Annotated in this window: 13 protein-coding genes; 8 read left to right on the top strand and 5 right to left on the bottom strand. The window is 53.3% G+C overall.

The genetic code is table 11. The annotated features are described in order from the left end of the window. Genes ulaC through ulaA form a run of 3 tightly spaced genes read right to left on the bottom strand, consistent with a single transcriptional unit; the run spans nucleotide 1 to nucleotide 2231 of the window. Entirely contained in the window at nucleotides 1–471 is a 471-nt protein-coding gene (gene ulaC, locus KKH3_RS18330) for a PTS ascorbate transporter subunit IIA (protein WP_039362996.1), read from the bottom strand. Nucleotides 472–505: 34 nt separating this feature from the next. Then, a complete protein-coding gene (ulaB, locus tag KKH3_RS18325; RefSeq protein WP_039362994.1) occupies nucleotides 506–817 on the bottom strand; it encodes a PTS ascorbate transporter subunit IIB in 312 nt (103 codons plus the stop codon). A 16-nt stretch (nucleotides 818–833) separates the two neighbouring features. Continuing rightward, nucleotides 834–2231, bottom strand: coding sequence for a PTS ascorbate-specific subunit IIBC (ulaA, locus tag KKH3_RS18320; protein WP_039362991.1), 1398 nt, complete (start codon nucleotides 2229–2231; stop codon nucleotides 834–836). Between the two features lie 411 nt (nucleotides 2232–2642). Here ulaA and ulaG point away from each other — a divergent pair, with 411 nt between their 5' ends. The 7 genes from ulaG (at nucleotide 2643) to malQ (ending at nucleotide 11413) form a co-directional block, all read left to right on the top strand. Further along, the gene (gene ulaG, locus KKH3_RS18315) at nucleotides 2643–3707 is read left to right on the top strand and encodes an L-ascorbate 6-phosphate lactonase (protein ID WP_039362990.1); all 1065 of its coding nucleotides are present in this window, start codon (nucleotides 2643–2645) and stop codon (nucleotides 3705–3707) included. Between the two features lie 167 nt (nucleotides 3708–3874). Then, a complete protein-coding gene (gene ulaR / locus KKH3_RS18310; RefSeq protein ID WP_039362987.1) occupies nucleotides 3875–4630 on the top strand; it encodes an HTH-type transcriptional regulator UlaR in 756 nt (251 codons plus the stop codon). 112 nt (nucleotides 4631–4742) lie between these two features. Next, nucleotides 4743–5066: a thiosulfate sulfurtransferase GlpE gene (gene glpE / locus KKH3_RS18305; protein ID WP_039362983.1), complete on the top strand. Its 324-nt coding sequence runs from the start codon at nucleotides 4743–4745 to the stop codon at nucleotides 5064–5066. Nucleotides 5067–5134: 68 nt separating this feature from the next. Further along, nucleotides 5135–5968, top strand: coding sequence for a rhomboid family intramembrane serine protease GlpG (gene glpG / locus KKH3_RS18300; RefSeq protein WP_039362980.1), 834 nt, complete (start codon nucleotides 5135–5137; stop codon nucleotides 5966–5968). Nucleotides 5969–5992: 24 nt separating this feature from the next. Next, complete coding sequence (locus tag KKH3_RS18295) at nucleotides 5993–6751, top strand: DeoR/GlpR family transcriptional regulator (protein ID WP_039362978.1); 759 nt, start codon at nucleotides 5993–5995, stop codon at nucleotides 6749–6751. A 42-nt stretch (nucleotides 6752–6793) separates the two neighbouring features. Then, a complete protein-coding gene (gene malP / locus KKH3_RS18290) occupies nucleotides 6794–9316 on the top strand; it encodes a maltodextrin phosphorylase (protein ID WP_080756560.1) in 2523 nt (840 codons plus the stop codon). Between the two features lie 12 nt (nucleotides 9317–9328). Beyond that, complete coding sequence (malQ, locus tag KKH3_RS18285) at nucleotides 9329–11413, top strand: 4-alpha-glucanotransferase (RefSeq protein WP_039362975.1); 2085 nt, start codon at nucleotides 9329–9331, stop codon at nucleotides 11411–11413. Between the two features lie 70 nt (nucleotides 11414–11483). Here the strand turns inward: malQ and nfuA are convergent, their stop codons facing one another. Next, on the bottom strand, nucleotides 11484–12059 hold the full coding sequence (nfuA, locus tag KKH3_RS18280) for a Fe-S biogenesis protein NfuA (protein WP_010277845.1): 576 nt from the start codon (nucleotides 12057–12059) through the stop codon (nucleotides 11484–11486). 60 nt (nucleotides 12060–12119) lie between these two features. Next, a complete protein-coding gene (gene gntX / locus KKH3_RS18275; RefSeq protein WP_039362972.1) occupies nucleotides 12120–12821 on the bottom strand; it encodes a DNA utilization protein GntX in 702 nt (233 codons plus the stop codon). A 43-nt stretch (nucleotides 12822–12864) separates the two neighbouring features. Between gntX and bioH the strand changes: the two genes are divergently transcribed. Beyond that, complete coding sequence (bioH, locus tag KKH3_RS18270; protein ID WP_039362970.1) at nucleotides 12865–13632, top strand: pimeloyl-ACP methyl ester esterase BioH; 768 nt, start codon at nucleotides 12865–12867, stop codon at nucleotides 13630–13632. Nucleotides 13633–13820 lie beyond the last annotated feature (188 nt).

Here is a 13820-nt window from a genome sequence, read left to right as displayed (position 1 = left end):
TTAATCAGCCACCGCAGTGGTTGAACGGTCAATTAAATCCAGAACATCCTGCTCGGTGTGGCAGGCGCGTAAACGATCAAAGTTGGCCTCATCTTCGAAGAGCGTGACGATCTGCATAATGCCGACCTCCTGATGTGTGGTGGCATCCACAGCCGCCATGGTGATCAGGATATCTACCGGATCGTTATCTTCGTGATTGAAGGGGAGTGGGGTTTTTAGCGTGACCAGTGAAAAGCCTGTACGTTTTACCCCTTCTTCCGGGCGACCGTGCGGCATGGCCAGACCGGGAGCGAGAACGAAGTAAGGGCCAAATGCATTAACACCGTCCAAAATCGCCTGGTAATAACGCGGTTCTACCACATCAGCGTCAACCAGCAGGTCTACGCCGATTTTTACTGCTGCCTGCCAGCTATCGGCCTCGACCTGTAAACGAATAGAGCGGTTTTCTGCCAGTGAATCACGTAGTTTCATGGTCTTTCCTCGTGTGTACCGCGACTGAAAAGCATTAACAGGTTTTCAAATCAGCGGGAAAATGTGCTCTGATCACATCCAGCAACTTGGGACCAAAATCGTCTGCTGAGAGCATGTTGCGCACTCCAACGACATATTTATTCCCACTGACGGTGATTTCACTGGCTACGTGGGTAGACGCAATAATGATGTCTGCTCCACTTAGCTCCGCTTTATATTCACCGACAGCGCAACTGTTCAGGCTGTGATCTATGCCCTGTTGAGTGAGAAATTGACCTACTTTCATTTTCATAATCATAGAGCTGCCTTGACCACAGCCGCATACTGCCAAAATTCGTACCGTCATGATGGTGCTTCCTGAATTAGTTTGTGGGGGGCGTAGCGAGTTTTCCTTCGGCGTCTTCTTCTGCGCGTAACGTACGGCTGGCGAAGGCCATGTAAATCAGAGCGATGATAATAACCACCCCCATGAACCACAGGCCTAGCGTCAATCCTTGCATAAGCGGTGGTGCGAGAATTGACCAGTCGGCCATTCCCATCCAGGCGCTCATTCCGGTCAGTTTGATGGCCCAGACGCAGCCGAAGATTTCGATCATGCCCATTGCCAAACAGATCTTCAGCGCGGCGCGCCAGCCGCCGAAGTGGTTGGCAAAAACGCCGATAGTCGCGTTTGAGAAGAACATGGGAATGAAACCGGGAATGATCATGATCGGGGAACCGATACCTAGCAGAATGCCGACGGCAATCAGTTGACCGACTGTCCCCCACATAAAGCCCCAGACCACGGCATTGGGGGCAAAGCTGTAAATCGCCGCGCAATCAATGGCCAGCACGGCTCCGGGTATCAAACGCTGGGATATACCGTTAAATGCCTCGGACAGTTCAGCGACGAACATGCGTACGCCCTGAACAATGATGAAAATAGCGACGGCAAACTGAAAGCCGGTCTGGAGAATGTAGACCGACCAGTGCGTTTTACCTGCCATCTGTTGCAGGGTATCGAGCCCGAAAGAGAGCAGGATAGCGCCAAAGAATACTGTCATGACAATCGCCGTAGACACAATGTTGTCATGAAAGATGTTGAGCCAGCCGGGGAGCTTCAGGTCTTCTACGCTTTCTTCTTTTTTACCCAGATAGGGGGCGAGCTTATAGGCAATCCAGGAAGCGAACTGCTGTTGATGCCCGATAGAAAAACCACTGCCATCGGTCACGGCCTGAGTGGGTTTATACATCATATTGGAGGTAATGCCCCAATAGAGGGAAACCAGCACGGCAGTGCAGATAATAGTCGTCCACATCGGGTAGCCGAGTAGGTACAAAAACACCGCAAGCAAGCCAGCTTGCTGAAACATGATGTGGCCGGTAAGCATAATCGTACGGATACCGGTTAGCCGCCTCAGCAGGACATAAAGGATATTGAGCGCCAGTGCCAGCAGTACAGCGTAGCCCACCCAACTGTAGGCATCGCCCATGCTCTCAATCGTGGCCATCATTGAGGCATAGGTGTCTGAAATGGCGCCATTGATACCATAAACGGTGGACATTTTGGCGACAACAGGTTTGAACGTGCTGGTCAGGATGCCCGATCCCGCCTGTAGGAGCATAAAGCCGATGATCGTTTTGATGGTGCCTTTAATGATCACGGTGGCGTTTTTACGTAGTAACAGATAGCCAATCATCGTGACGATCCCCAATAACAGCGGGGCGTTTGTCATGACCTGATTAAAAAAAATCGTGAAGATGGTATAGAAAATTTCCATAAGCACTCCGTTTGGCTTTTGAATAACCCATCGCGTACGAGTGTTGTCATGCATTTCTTAAAACACGGTAACTCTATCAATCATAAGTGATCATAAAAAGATTCATTTTGATTATTTGTGAGAGGCTTCGCAATTATCTTCTTTTCGCACAAAGGCAGAAGTTATGAAAAGTGGAGGTAATTATTTTTTATGATATAAATTAATGTATTACGTGTTTTTTTTGATTTGTGTCGGTTCACTTTTATTACCTACCGGTGAGAGGGGTATGGCAATATTATTATTCATGAAGCAATTGAGTATGTGATTTTTTCGTGATAATTTGTGATTTAATTAATCATTAAGTGGTTTTTTGTGATTTATTTTGCGACAGGAAATCCGATAATGTACCCAACTGCTGAGTGAGGTTTCACAATGAGTAAAATTGACAGTATTACCCGCGAGTCATGGATTCTGAGCACGTTCCCAGAGTGGGGAACCTGGCTTAATGAAGAAATTGAGCAGGAGCAGGTCGCACCTGGATCGTTTGCCATGTGGTGGCTAGGCTGCACCGGTATCTGGCTGAAGTCGGAGGAAGGGGCGAATATTTGTGTGGATTTCTGGTGTGGCACGGGTAAGCAAAGTCACGCCAATCCATTAATGAAAACCGGGCACCAGATGCAGCGCATGGCAGGCGTAAAAAAGTTACAGCCCAATTTGCGTACGACGCCGTTTGTGCTCGATCCTTTCGCGATTCGTCAGATTGATGCCGTTCTGGCCACGCACGATCATAATGACCATATTGATGTTAACGTGGCGGCTGCGGTAATGCAGCACTGCGACAGCAGCGTGCCGTTTATTGGCCCTGAGAGTTGCGTGAACATATGGTTAGGCTGGGGCGTGCCGCGTGAACGCTGCATGATTGTGAAACCCGGTGATGTGATTACGATTAAAGATGTGCAAATTCACGCGCTAGATGCTTTTGACCGCACGGCTCTGATTACGCTGCCCGCAGAACAGAAAGCGGCAGGGGTTCTACCGGATGGTATGGATCAGCGCGCGGTTAATTATCTTTTTAAAACGCCGGGCGGCAATCTTTACCATAGCGGAGATTCACACTATTCAAATTACTACGCCAAGCACGGTAACGAGCACCATATCGATGTCGCGCTGGGTTCGTATGGCGAAAACCCGCGTGGTATTACCGATAAAATGACCAGCGCTGATATATTGCGAATGGCGGAAGCGTTAAATACCCATGTAGTGATCCCGTTCCATCATGATATTTGGTCAAACTTCCAGGCCGACCCACAGGAGATTCGCGTATTGTGGGAAATGAAAAAAGATCGTCTGAAATACGGCTTCAAGCCATTTATCTGGCAGGTCGGTGGGAAATTTATTTGGCCACAGGATAAGGATAATCTGGAATACCATTATCCTCGCGGCTTTGATGATTGCTTCACCACCGAGCCTGACCTGCCGTTTAAATCCTTCCTTTAATCACAGAAATACGGGCATGTTGACGTGCCCGATTCCGTGTTCAAACGCATATTTTGAGGCGTAGTGATTCAGCAGAGCAAGTCTATGCGTACTTTTGATAAGTTATGATTCAAAATAGGGCAGGTGCTCACTATAATCGGCGTTTGAATTTATCAAATGGGACGAGCATGACTGAATCTCAACGCCACAACGCCATCATCGATTTGCTGCAACGTCGGGGCCAGCTTAGCGTGGCCGATCTGATTGAACTCTTCGATGTCTCTCCGGCGACGGCACGTCGTGATATTAACAAACTTGATGAGAACGGTAGGCTGAGGAAGGTGCGTAACGGCGCAGAAGCCGTTACGCCCCCGCGACTCGTGTGGACACCGCTGACCCTCTACCAGACCCAGCATGTTGATGAAAAGATGCGTATTGCCAAGGCTGCCGCGCAGCTATGCCAGCCGGGAGACAGCGTTGTCATTAACTGTGGTTCGACGGCATTTCTTCTAGGGCAAGAGATCTGCGGGAAAGATGTACAGGTGATCACTAACTATCTGCCGCTGGCGAATTACCTGATTGAACATGATCATGACAGTGTGGTCATCATGGGAGGGCAATACAATAAAAGTCAGTCTATTACGCTAGCGCCACAGGAGGGGGATGCCAGCCTGTATGCAGGGCATTGGATGTTTACCAGCGGTAGAGGGTTGACGACGGAAGGGCTGTATAAAACCGATATGCTGACGGCAATGGCAGAGCAGAAAATGCTGAATTATGTAGGGAAGCTGGCGGTTTTAGTGGATAGCAGCAAGGTTGGAGAGAGAGCGGGTATGTTATTTAGCCGGGTCGACCAGATTGATGTTGTGATAACCGGCAAAGAAGCCGATGGGGAGATTGTGGCGCAACTGCGTCAGCTTGCCGTTGACGTTATCTTGGTATAGCGCCGTTATTGAATCCCTGCTGTTTATCTGGTTTTTAGCGCGCAATAACGCGCTACACTAGCAATAGCCATAACTAAAAACTCCACCATTATTAACAAGGTTGTCACTTTCGATGGAACAATTTGAAGCTATCAGTATTGAGCAAGCCCATTCCCGCTGGCAGGAAGGGGGCGTTGTCGTTGATATTCGCGATCCACAGAGCTTTGCCGCAGCCCACGTTCCCGGCGCAACTCACCTGACAAACGAGACGCTGTCTGACTTTGTGCGCGGCGCTGACCTCGAATCACCGGTCATGGTGATTTGCTACCACGGCATTAGCAGCCGCAATGCCGCACAGTACCTGATTAGCCTGGGGTTTGATTCGGTATACAGTATCGATGGCGGCTTTGAAGCCTGGCAACATCGCTACCCGCAAGACACGCAGGCGCAAGCCTGATCGCATGACGATTAAAGAACCTTTATTATTATGTTCCTAACTCAACCTACTCACTGGCGCTTCCCGCTATGATGACTCGCGTTATTGCTCTCTCCAACCCGCGTCTGGCTCAGGCATTTGTTGATTACATGCGTACACAGCAGGTCCATCTGGAAATGCGGTCTCAGGGGCATGAAGCTGAACTGTGGCTGGAGGATGAAACCCAACTGAGCAAGGTTCAGGAAGCGCTGGAGATTTTTCTGCGCGACCCGACAAACCCGCGCTATCTGGCGGCCAGTTGGCAAACGGGATCGATGGATACGGGTATTCAATACCAACGCTACTCCTACCTGCAAACGCTGAAACAAAAGGCAGGTCCACTGACGCTATCCCTGATGGTCGTGACGATTGCGGTGTTCATCCTGATGCAGATTTCGGGCTATGAGAGCGTGATGGTATGGTTGGCGTTCCCGGCTGAGGGACAGCAAGTAGAGGTGTGGCGCTGGTTCAGTCATGTTTTGTTGCACTTTTCCCTGCTGCACATTTTGTTCAATCTCATGTGGTGGTGGTATCTGGGCGGCCCGGTTGAAAAAGTGCTGGGAACCGGAAAATTACTCGTCATCACGCTGGTTTCCGCGCTGGTTAGCGGCTGGGCGCAGTCCTGGTTTAGCGGCACCCATTTTGGCGGCCTGTCGGGCGTGGTTTATGCCCTGATGGGCTATGTCTGGCTGCGAGGGGAGCGAGAGCCTGACGGTTATTTATCCATGCCGCGCAGTCTGATGGCTTTCGCTTTACTGTGGCTGGTCGCCGGATATTTCGATATTTTAGGCATGTCGATCGCGAACGCGGCTCATGTGGCTGGGCTGGTGGTCGGGCTATTGATGGCCTTTTGGGACACGTATAATAAAACAAACCCCCGGTAAATCGGGGCGTCTTAGGGGATAAATGTGAAGCAGACACAACGACATGACGCCATTATTGAACTGGTGCGCCAGCAGGGCTATGTCAGTACTGAAGAGCTAGTGGAACATTTTGCGGTAAGCCCGCAGACCATTCGTCGCGATCTCAACGAACTGGCCGAGCAGAATAAAATCCATCGTCACCACGGCGGTGCGGCATTGCCGTCCAGCTCGGTAAACACGGCCTATAATGACCGTAAAATGATGTGGTCGGATGAAAAAGCGCGTATTGCTCGTCGGGTGGCAAGCCAGATTCCAGACGGTGCCACCTTGTTTATCGATATCGGTACCACGCCCGAAGCCGTCGCCTATGCGTTGATGCAGCATAAGGATCTGCGCGTAGTCACCAATAACCTGAATGTGGCAACGCTGCTGACGGCAAAAGAGGATTTCCGTCTGATTTTGGCCGGTGGTGAAGTGCGTACCCGCGATGGTGGCATCATGGGGGAGGCGACGCTGGATTTTATCTCTCAATTCCGCCTGGATTTCGGCATTTTGGGCATCAGCGGTATTGACATGGATGGGTCATTACTGGAGTTTGATTACCATGAAGTGCGCACAAAACGGGCGATTATTGAAAATTCTCGCTGCGTCATGCTGGTGACGGACCATTCCAAGTTTGGTCGTAATGCAATGGTGAATTTGGGCAACATGGATTTGATCGACTATCTTTTTACCGATCAGTCACCACCACCCAGCGTACTGAAAATCATTGAACAACATAAGGTACAGTTGGAGTTGTGTTGAACCCGATGTGCCTTTTCCATGATGGACAAAGGAGGAGGCACGATGTCAGATTCTTCAAGAAAGCCGGATTCTGCAAAACGATCAGGATCGTCAAAACGCTCAGCGGCTGCAAAAAAACCAGATGTATTAACGCAGCCCGTTTCCTCCGCCCATCCCGCCATTGTCTTTGATGCATCAGAATTTACCGCTGCGCTGCGCCGCCAACAGCGGCTCGGTGGCGTCGCCTCGCTTAACGCGATGACGCCAGTACAGTGCTGGCGCGCCGTCAGCCTTGCGCTGTCTGAACAGTTGCTGATGCATTCTGCCTCTTCATCGTCTCCTGCTGCCAATACGCCGCAGCGCCATGTGAACTACCTGTCGATGGAGTTTTTGCCCGGCCGTTTGACGGGCAACAATCTGTTGAATTTGGGATGGTATGACGCGGTTGCTGCCGTGATGGCCGAGCAAGGGCTGAACCTGAGCGATATTCTGGAGCAGGAAACCGATCCGGGGTTAGGTAACGGCGGGTTAGGTCGGCTCGCGTCCTGCTTTCTGGATTCGATGGCGACGGTGGGGCAACCCGCAACGGGTTACGGCCTTAACTACCAGTATGGCCTGTTCCGTCAGCATTTTGCGCAGGAAAAGCAACAGGAAACCGCCGATGACTGGCAGCGCGATACCTATCCATGGTTTTTACCCCGAGCGGAGCTGGCGGTGGATGTCGGGTTTGGCGGGCGTCTGCAACCCCAAACTGACGGCACCCTGCGCTGGTTGCCGGATACGGTTTTCAGAGGGGAAGCCTGTGACCTGCCGGTGATTGGCTATCACAACGGCGCAGCACAGCCGCTACGTTTGTGGCGTGCGACGCATCGCGATCCGTTTAATTTAACGCTATTCAACGAAGGGCACTATCTGCGTGCGGCACAGGCGGGGATTTCCGCCGCCAGCCTGACCAGCGTGCTGTATCCGAATGACAATCACGCGGCGGGCAAACGCTTGCGCCTGATGCAGCAATATTTCCACTGCGCCTGTTCGGTGGCCGATATTCTGCGCCGCCATCTTAACGCGGGGCGCGCGCTGTCGACATTGCCGGATTATGAAGTCATCCAGCTTAATGACACCCATCCGACGCTGGCGATCCCTGAACTGATGCGTCTGCTGCTGGATGAGCACCAGATACCGTGGGATGACGCCTGGTCGATAACCGGACGCACCTTTGCCTATACCAACCATACGCTGATGCCGGAAGCGCTTGAGCGCTGGGACGAACGACTATTTAGCCGTCTGCTGCCTCGCCACCTGTCCATCATCCGGCAAATTGATACGCAGTTTAAGGCGCAGGTTGAGCAGAAATGGCCTGGCGATCGGCAGGTGTGGGCGAAGCTCGCGATTCGCCACCAGCGCCAGATTCGCATGGCAAACTTGTGCGTCGTCAGTTGCTTTGCGGTCAACGGCGTGGCGGCGCTGCATTCGGAACTGGTGGTGAAAGATCTGTTCCCGGAATACCACCAGCTATGGCCGACCAAATTCCACAATGTCACCAACGGCATTACGCCACGCCGCTGGCTAAAACAGTGTAACCCGGCGTTGTCCGCGCTGATTGACGACACGCTGCCTACGCCGTGGGTGAACGATCTGCCTGCGCTGCAAGGGCTGGAACCCTATGCTGACGATGCTGGCTTTCGTGAGCGCTATCGACAAATTAAAGCCGATAATAAAACGCAGTTGGCGACCTATCTCCGCCAGCAGTACGACATCGTCATCGATCCGCAGGCGCTGTTTGATGTGCAAATCAAGCGATTGCATGAATACAAACGCCAGCATTTGAATCTGCTTCATATCCTCGCGCTATATCGTCAATTGCGTGACAATCCGCATCTGGATATAGTGCCGCACGTCTTTTTGTTCGGTGCCAAAGCGGCGCCAGGCTATGTATTAGCAAAAAACATCATTTATGCCATTAACCGGGTCGCGGCGGTCATTAATCAGGATCGCCGGGTGAACGATCGTCTAAAGGTGATCTTCCCGTCGGACTATCGCGTCTCGCTGGCTGAACGGATGATTCCTGCTGCGGATGTCTCTGAACAAATTTCGACGGCAGGTAAAGAAGCGTCCGGCACGGGCAATATGAAGCTGGCGCTGAACGGCGCGTTGACCGTCGGCACGTTGGACGGGGCGAATGTAGAAATGGCGCAGCAGGTGGGTGAAGACAACCTGTTCATTTTCGGTCACACCGTCGAACAGGTAAAAGCGCTACAGGCACGGGGCTATGAGCCGTCTGAGTACCTCGCCGTGACGCCGCTGCTACGTGAAGTACTGAACGAGCTAGCGAGCGGTGCGTTCAGTCAGGGGGATAAAAACGCGTTTGCCCCGCTGTTGGATAGCCTGCTGAAGCTGGGCGATCCCTATATGTTAATGGCCGATTTTGCACCGTATTGTGAGGTTCAGCAGCGTGTTGATGCGCTTTACCGTGAGCCGGATGAATGGACGCGCCGCTGTGTGCTGAATACCGCCAGAATGGGGATGTTCAGTTCAGACCGGGCGATTCATGATTATCAGACGCGCATTTGGCAGGCGCATCGTTAGAAAAAGGAGAGGGTGTTCAAGGTGGATAAACTGGCAAGCCAGCAGACAGGCATCGCGGAAAGTTATACCGATGCCTATGGCAAAGAGCACATTGTTGCGGCCGCAATCAGAAACCAGATTCAGGCAATGATGGATGTTTCTGATAGCGGCAATGCACCCTTGCCGCCTGTGCGTGTTTTTTTGCAAGGGCGGGATGCGGTTATCGCGCTTGCTGGTCACGGTGAATTCCTCTGGACGCTGATGTATGAAAACGGTGGTCAAATCCAAGGGCAGATCACTGGCGGCTCAACGCTGGCTCTGCCGGGTCTGCTGCCGCTGGGTTACCACTACCTGACGTTGACGCAAGCCGACCAGCGCTGGAGCTGCCGGATTATTGTTGCTCCGCACCGCTGCTATGAACCCGAAGCCTTACTACAAGGAAAACGCTGGTGGGGCGTTACCATCCAGCTTTACACCTTGCGTTCGCAGACCAACTGGGGCGTAGGGGATTTTGGCGATCTACGCCAGTTAGTCGAACAGATTGCTCGACGCGGCGGAGCCTTTGTGGGGCTGAACCCGCTGCATTCGCTGTATCCCGCGCTACCAGAGGCCGCAAGCCCTTACAGCCCTTCCTCACGACACTGGCTGAACATTATTTATATCGATGTGAATCGGATCGATGATTTCCAGCAGAGCAGTGAAGCGCAGGAATGGTGGCACCGCGTGGAGACGCAAAGTGCGGTTGCTGCGCTGCGGGCAGGGCGCTGGGTCGATTATGAACCGGTGACGTCGCTTAAGCTAACCGCTTTGCGGCTGGCTTTCCGCTACTTTACGACGCGCAGCGCGCTGGATCCGCGCATTAGCGCCTTTCGCCAGTTTGTCGTTAGCGGCGGGCAGAGCCTGCAACTTCAGGCGACGTTTGATGCGCTACAGGACTATCTGAAAAAGCAAGGCGAGAATTACGCGGACTGGCACCAATGGCCTGCCAGCTACCATGACGTGCACAGTGAAACCGTGAAGTCATTCCGCCGTGAAAACAGCGATGAGATTACCTTTTACAGTTGGCTGCAATGGGTCGCGCATGAGCAACTTGCGGAGTGCTACGCTCACAGTAAACAGCTTGGTCTGCCGCTCGGTCTGTATCGCGATTTAGCCGTTGGGGTTGCACAGGGCGGTGCAGAAACCTGGGATGAACGTCAGCTCTATTGCCTTGGTGCCTCTATCGGCGCACCGCCAGATCCGCTTGGGCCGCAGGGACAAGACTGGCAGCTTGCACCAATGAACCCTACCATGCTGCAACTACGAGGATATCAACCGTTTATCGACGTACTGCGCAGCAACATGGCGCATTGTGGCGCGCTACGTATCGATCATGTGATGGCGCTCTTGCGTCTGTGGTGGATACCTACGGCGGAACCGGCGGGCAACGGGGCTTACGTGCATTATCCGGTCGACGATCTGCTGGCTGTGCTGGCGCTGGAAAGCCAGCGTCACCGGTGCCTGATTATCGGCGAAGATTTAGGGACGGTGCCACCGGAAATTGTCAGCAAACTGCATGACTACGGTATCTATTCCTACAAGGTGCTGTTCTTTGAAAAAGACGACGAGAATCACTTCCGCGCACCGGAGGATTATCCGCGTCAGGCGATGGCAACCATCACCACTCACGACCTCCCGACGCTGCGCGGTTACTGGCAAACGGTGGATTTATCGCTAGGGCGGGAATTGGGGCTGTACCCGACGGAAGCGTTACTGCAAGAACAAATGCAGCAGCGTGAGAAAGCGAAACAGGGGCTGCTCAACGCGTTGCACGACTTCGGGCTATTGCCGCAGCGGGTTGGTCGCAACTCAGCGCTGACGACAATGGGTGCACCGCTAAGTCGTGGTGTTCATCGCTATGTTGCCGACAGCGCAAGCGCACTGGTGGGATTCCAGTTGGAAGACTGGCTGGATATGGCGACACCGGTCAATGTGCCGGGCACCCATCGTGAATACCCCAACTGGCGGCGCAAGCTCACGCGCCCGCTGGAGTCGATCTTCGCTGACCGCTGCCTTGAACGATTGGTTCGGGATATGGATTTGCGTCGTGGCGCGCCGATGAAAACGCAGAAAGTCTAACAATAGCACGAATACTCTTCCTCCCCTGGGCTGGGGAGGAAAAGCAAAGATAAATCAACAGGGGAGACGATTAATAGTAGGAGTGCTCGCCGCGCTGGTGTTCGGTGAGATCTCTCACGCCTTTCAGCTCTGGGAAGGTTTGCAGCAGCTCTTTCTCAATCCCTTCTTTCAGCGTGACGTCAACCATAGAACAGCCGTTACAGCCGCCGCCAAATTGCAGAATCGCCAGACCATCGTCGGTAATCTCCATCAGCGTCACGCGGCCGCCGTGGCCAGCCAGCTGTGGGTTGATCTGCGATTGCAGCACATACTCCACGCGTTCCATCAGCGGGGCGTTGTCGTCCACTTTACGCATTTTGGCGTTCGGCGCTTTCAGCGTGAGCTGAGAACCGAGCTGGTCGGTCACGAAGTCGATTTCAGCATCTTCCAGATAAGGGGCGCTGAGTTCGTCCACGTAAGCGGAAATTTTTTCAAACTTCAGTACGGTATCGCTGGCTTCTACGGCATCCGGCGGGCAATACGAGACACCGCATTCGGCGTTTGGCGTACCTGGATTGATAACAAATACGCGAATCTGTGTGCCTTCTTCCTGTTTTGCCAACAGTTTCAGGAAATGCTCCTGAGCAGCATCGGTAATACGGATCATAATAGTAAGCTCGATAGTTGACTGCACTTATCGGTTATAATACGCCCATCCTCCCCCCGACTACAAGGTTCGGCACAAACACCAGACCTGAACGCCCGCGGCACCTTGAGCCAGCAGCAGCCTGCTGATTTCGGCTGCGGTACTGCCCGTCGTGACGACATCATCCAGTAACACCACCTGTTGCCCTGACAGCGAGACATCACAGGAAAACGCGCCCCGCAGGTTACGCCGTCGCGCGCTGGCGCTGAGCGTTTGCTGTAGCGGCGTGCGTCGGGTGCGCTGCAATTCGCGTGGCTTGTAAGCACAGTTTAACCAGCGGGCGAGAGGACGAGCGAGTAGCTCGGTCTGGTTGAATCCACGATGCCACTGTCGGTTCCGGTCGAGGGGAACGGTGAATAGGCGGTCAGGGCGAAACAGGGGAACCTGTCCGGTGAGCTTTCGTTCTCGGTAGGCCATTTGCCAGCGCAATAACAGCTGTCGGGCGAGTACCGCTGCCAGCTCGGTTTTACCGTGAAACTTAAAATGCTTGAGCAGCGTGTTGAACGGCGGTGCGTAGTCGCTGATAAAGGTGAGCGATTGCCAGGGGGGCGGGTTTTGCAGGCAGCGTCCGCACTGATGCATGGTGTCGGCTGAAGGCAAACCACAGCGTGGGCAGCAGATGGGCAAGCGGGGTAAATGGCGCTGACAGTACGAACAAATTCCCTGCTGGCTGTGATGAAGCGGCAATAAACATAGCCAGCAGCGTGCTGCGATGGTTAACATATTTTTCCCTAAAATGTTTTTCCCTGAGAAAGGAAGATAACTGATGGCAGCGTTGTATTGGCAGACCGAAGGCGCAGGAAACACGGATCTTGTGTTGCTGCACGGATGGGGATTGAATGCGCAGGTATGGCAAAGCATTATTGTGCGACTCGCTCCGCATTTTCGTCTGCATCTGGTCGATCTGCCGGGCTATGGCAGAAGTCAGGGATTGGGGGCGATGTCGCTGAGCGACATGGCGGATCGCGTGCTGGCGCAGGCACCGGAGCGTGCCGTCTGGCTGGGGTGGTCGCTGGGAGGACTGGTTGCCAGCCAGATTGCGTTGAGCGCCCCTGCGCGGGTGGAAAAGCTGATTACCGTGGCGTCATCGCCCTGTTTCAGCGCACAGGACGGCTGGCCGGGCATCAAGCCGGACGTATTGCAGGGTTTTCAGCAGCAGCTCAGTGAAGATTTCCAGCGTACGGTCGAGCGGTTTCTGGCACTGCAAACACTGGGAACGGAAAGCGCCCGGCAGGATGCAAGGCTGTTAAAAAGCGTGGTGCTGGAACAACCAATGCCGTCAGTCGAGGTATTAAACGGCGGACTGGCCATTTTGCGTGAAGCGGATTTACGCCCGCGGTTAGCCGACTTGACCGTGCCATTCCTGCGGCTCTATGGTGCCTTAGATGGGCTGGTGCCGCGCAAGGTTGCTGGATTGCTGGATGACCAGTGGCCGAACTCAACTTCGGTAGTCATTCCAAAGGCTGCACATGCACCATTTATCTCGCATCCTGATGCTTTTACTGAGCGGGTGATCGCGTTCGCTCAGGCATAGCCGACGATAATTTACATTTTCTCCTCAATTTCTCCACGATTTAGCCGATGTCGGCAGTTAAGGTAACTTGGCACCTTATGCGCTAATACCGATCGTTTAAGCATCGAGATACACGGGGCGACCACAGGGGTGAGGCCTCCCTGCGGGAACCTCCCCCTGTGTTTCCCCTAATAACGGGCTTAAGTGAC

The organism is Pectobacterium actinidiae, from assembly GCF_000803315.1.
In the GTDB taxonomy this organism is placed as follows: domain Bacteria; phylum Pseudomonadota; class Gammaproteobacteria; order Enterobacterales; family Enterobacteriaceae; genus Pectobacterium; species Pectobacterium actinidiae.
Note: the sequence above shows the minus strand (reverse complement) of the source record. Positions and strands in the feature narration are given on the sequence as shown.

Bases quoted from the DNA above. Each gene is read 5' to 3' on its own strand.
- nfuA (WP_010277845.1), bottom strand. From the start codon at position 12,059: ATGATCCGTATTACCGATGCTGCTCAGGAGCATTTCCTGAAACTGTTG.
- glpE (WP_039362983.1), top strand. From the start codon at position 4,743: ATGGAACAATTTGAAGCTATCAGTATTGAGCAAGCCCATTCCCGCTGG.
- ulaA (WP_039362991.1), bottom strand. From the start codon at position 2,231: ATGGAAATTTTCTATACCATCTTCACGATTTTTTTTAATCAGGTCATG.
- ulaG (WP_039362990.1), top strand. From the start codon at position 2,643: ATGAGTAAAATTGACAGTATTACCCGCGAGTCATGGATTCTGAGCACG.
- bioH (WP_039362970.1), top strand. From the start codon at position 12,865: ATGGCAGCGTTGTATTGGCAGACCGAAGGCGCAGGAAACACGGATCTT.
- ulaB (WP_039362994.1), bottom strand. From the start codon at position 817: ATGACGGTACGAATTTTGGCAGTATGCGGCTGTGGTCAAGGCAGCTCT.
- gntX (WP_039362972.1), bottom strand. From the start codon at position 12,821: ATGTTAACCATCGCAGCACGCTGCTGGCTATGTTTATTGCCGCTTCAT.
- ulaC (WP_039362996.1), bottom strand. From the start codon at position 471: ATGAAACTACGTGATTCACTGGCAGAAAACCGCTCTATTCGTTTACAG.
- ulaR (WP_039362987.1), top strand. From the start codon at position 3,875: ATGACTGAATCTCAACGCCACAACGCCATCATCGATTTGCTGCAACGT.
- glpG (WP_039362980.1), top strand. From the start codon at position 5,135: ATGATGACTCGCGTTATTGCTCTCTCCAACCCGCGTCTGGCTCAGGCA.
- malP (WP_080756560.1), top strand. From the start codon at position 6,794: ATGTCAGATTCTTCAAGAAAGCCGGATTCTGCAAAACGATCAGGATCG.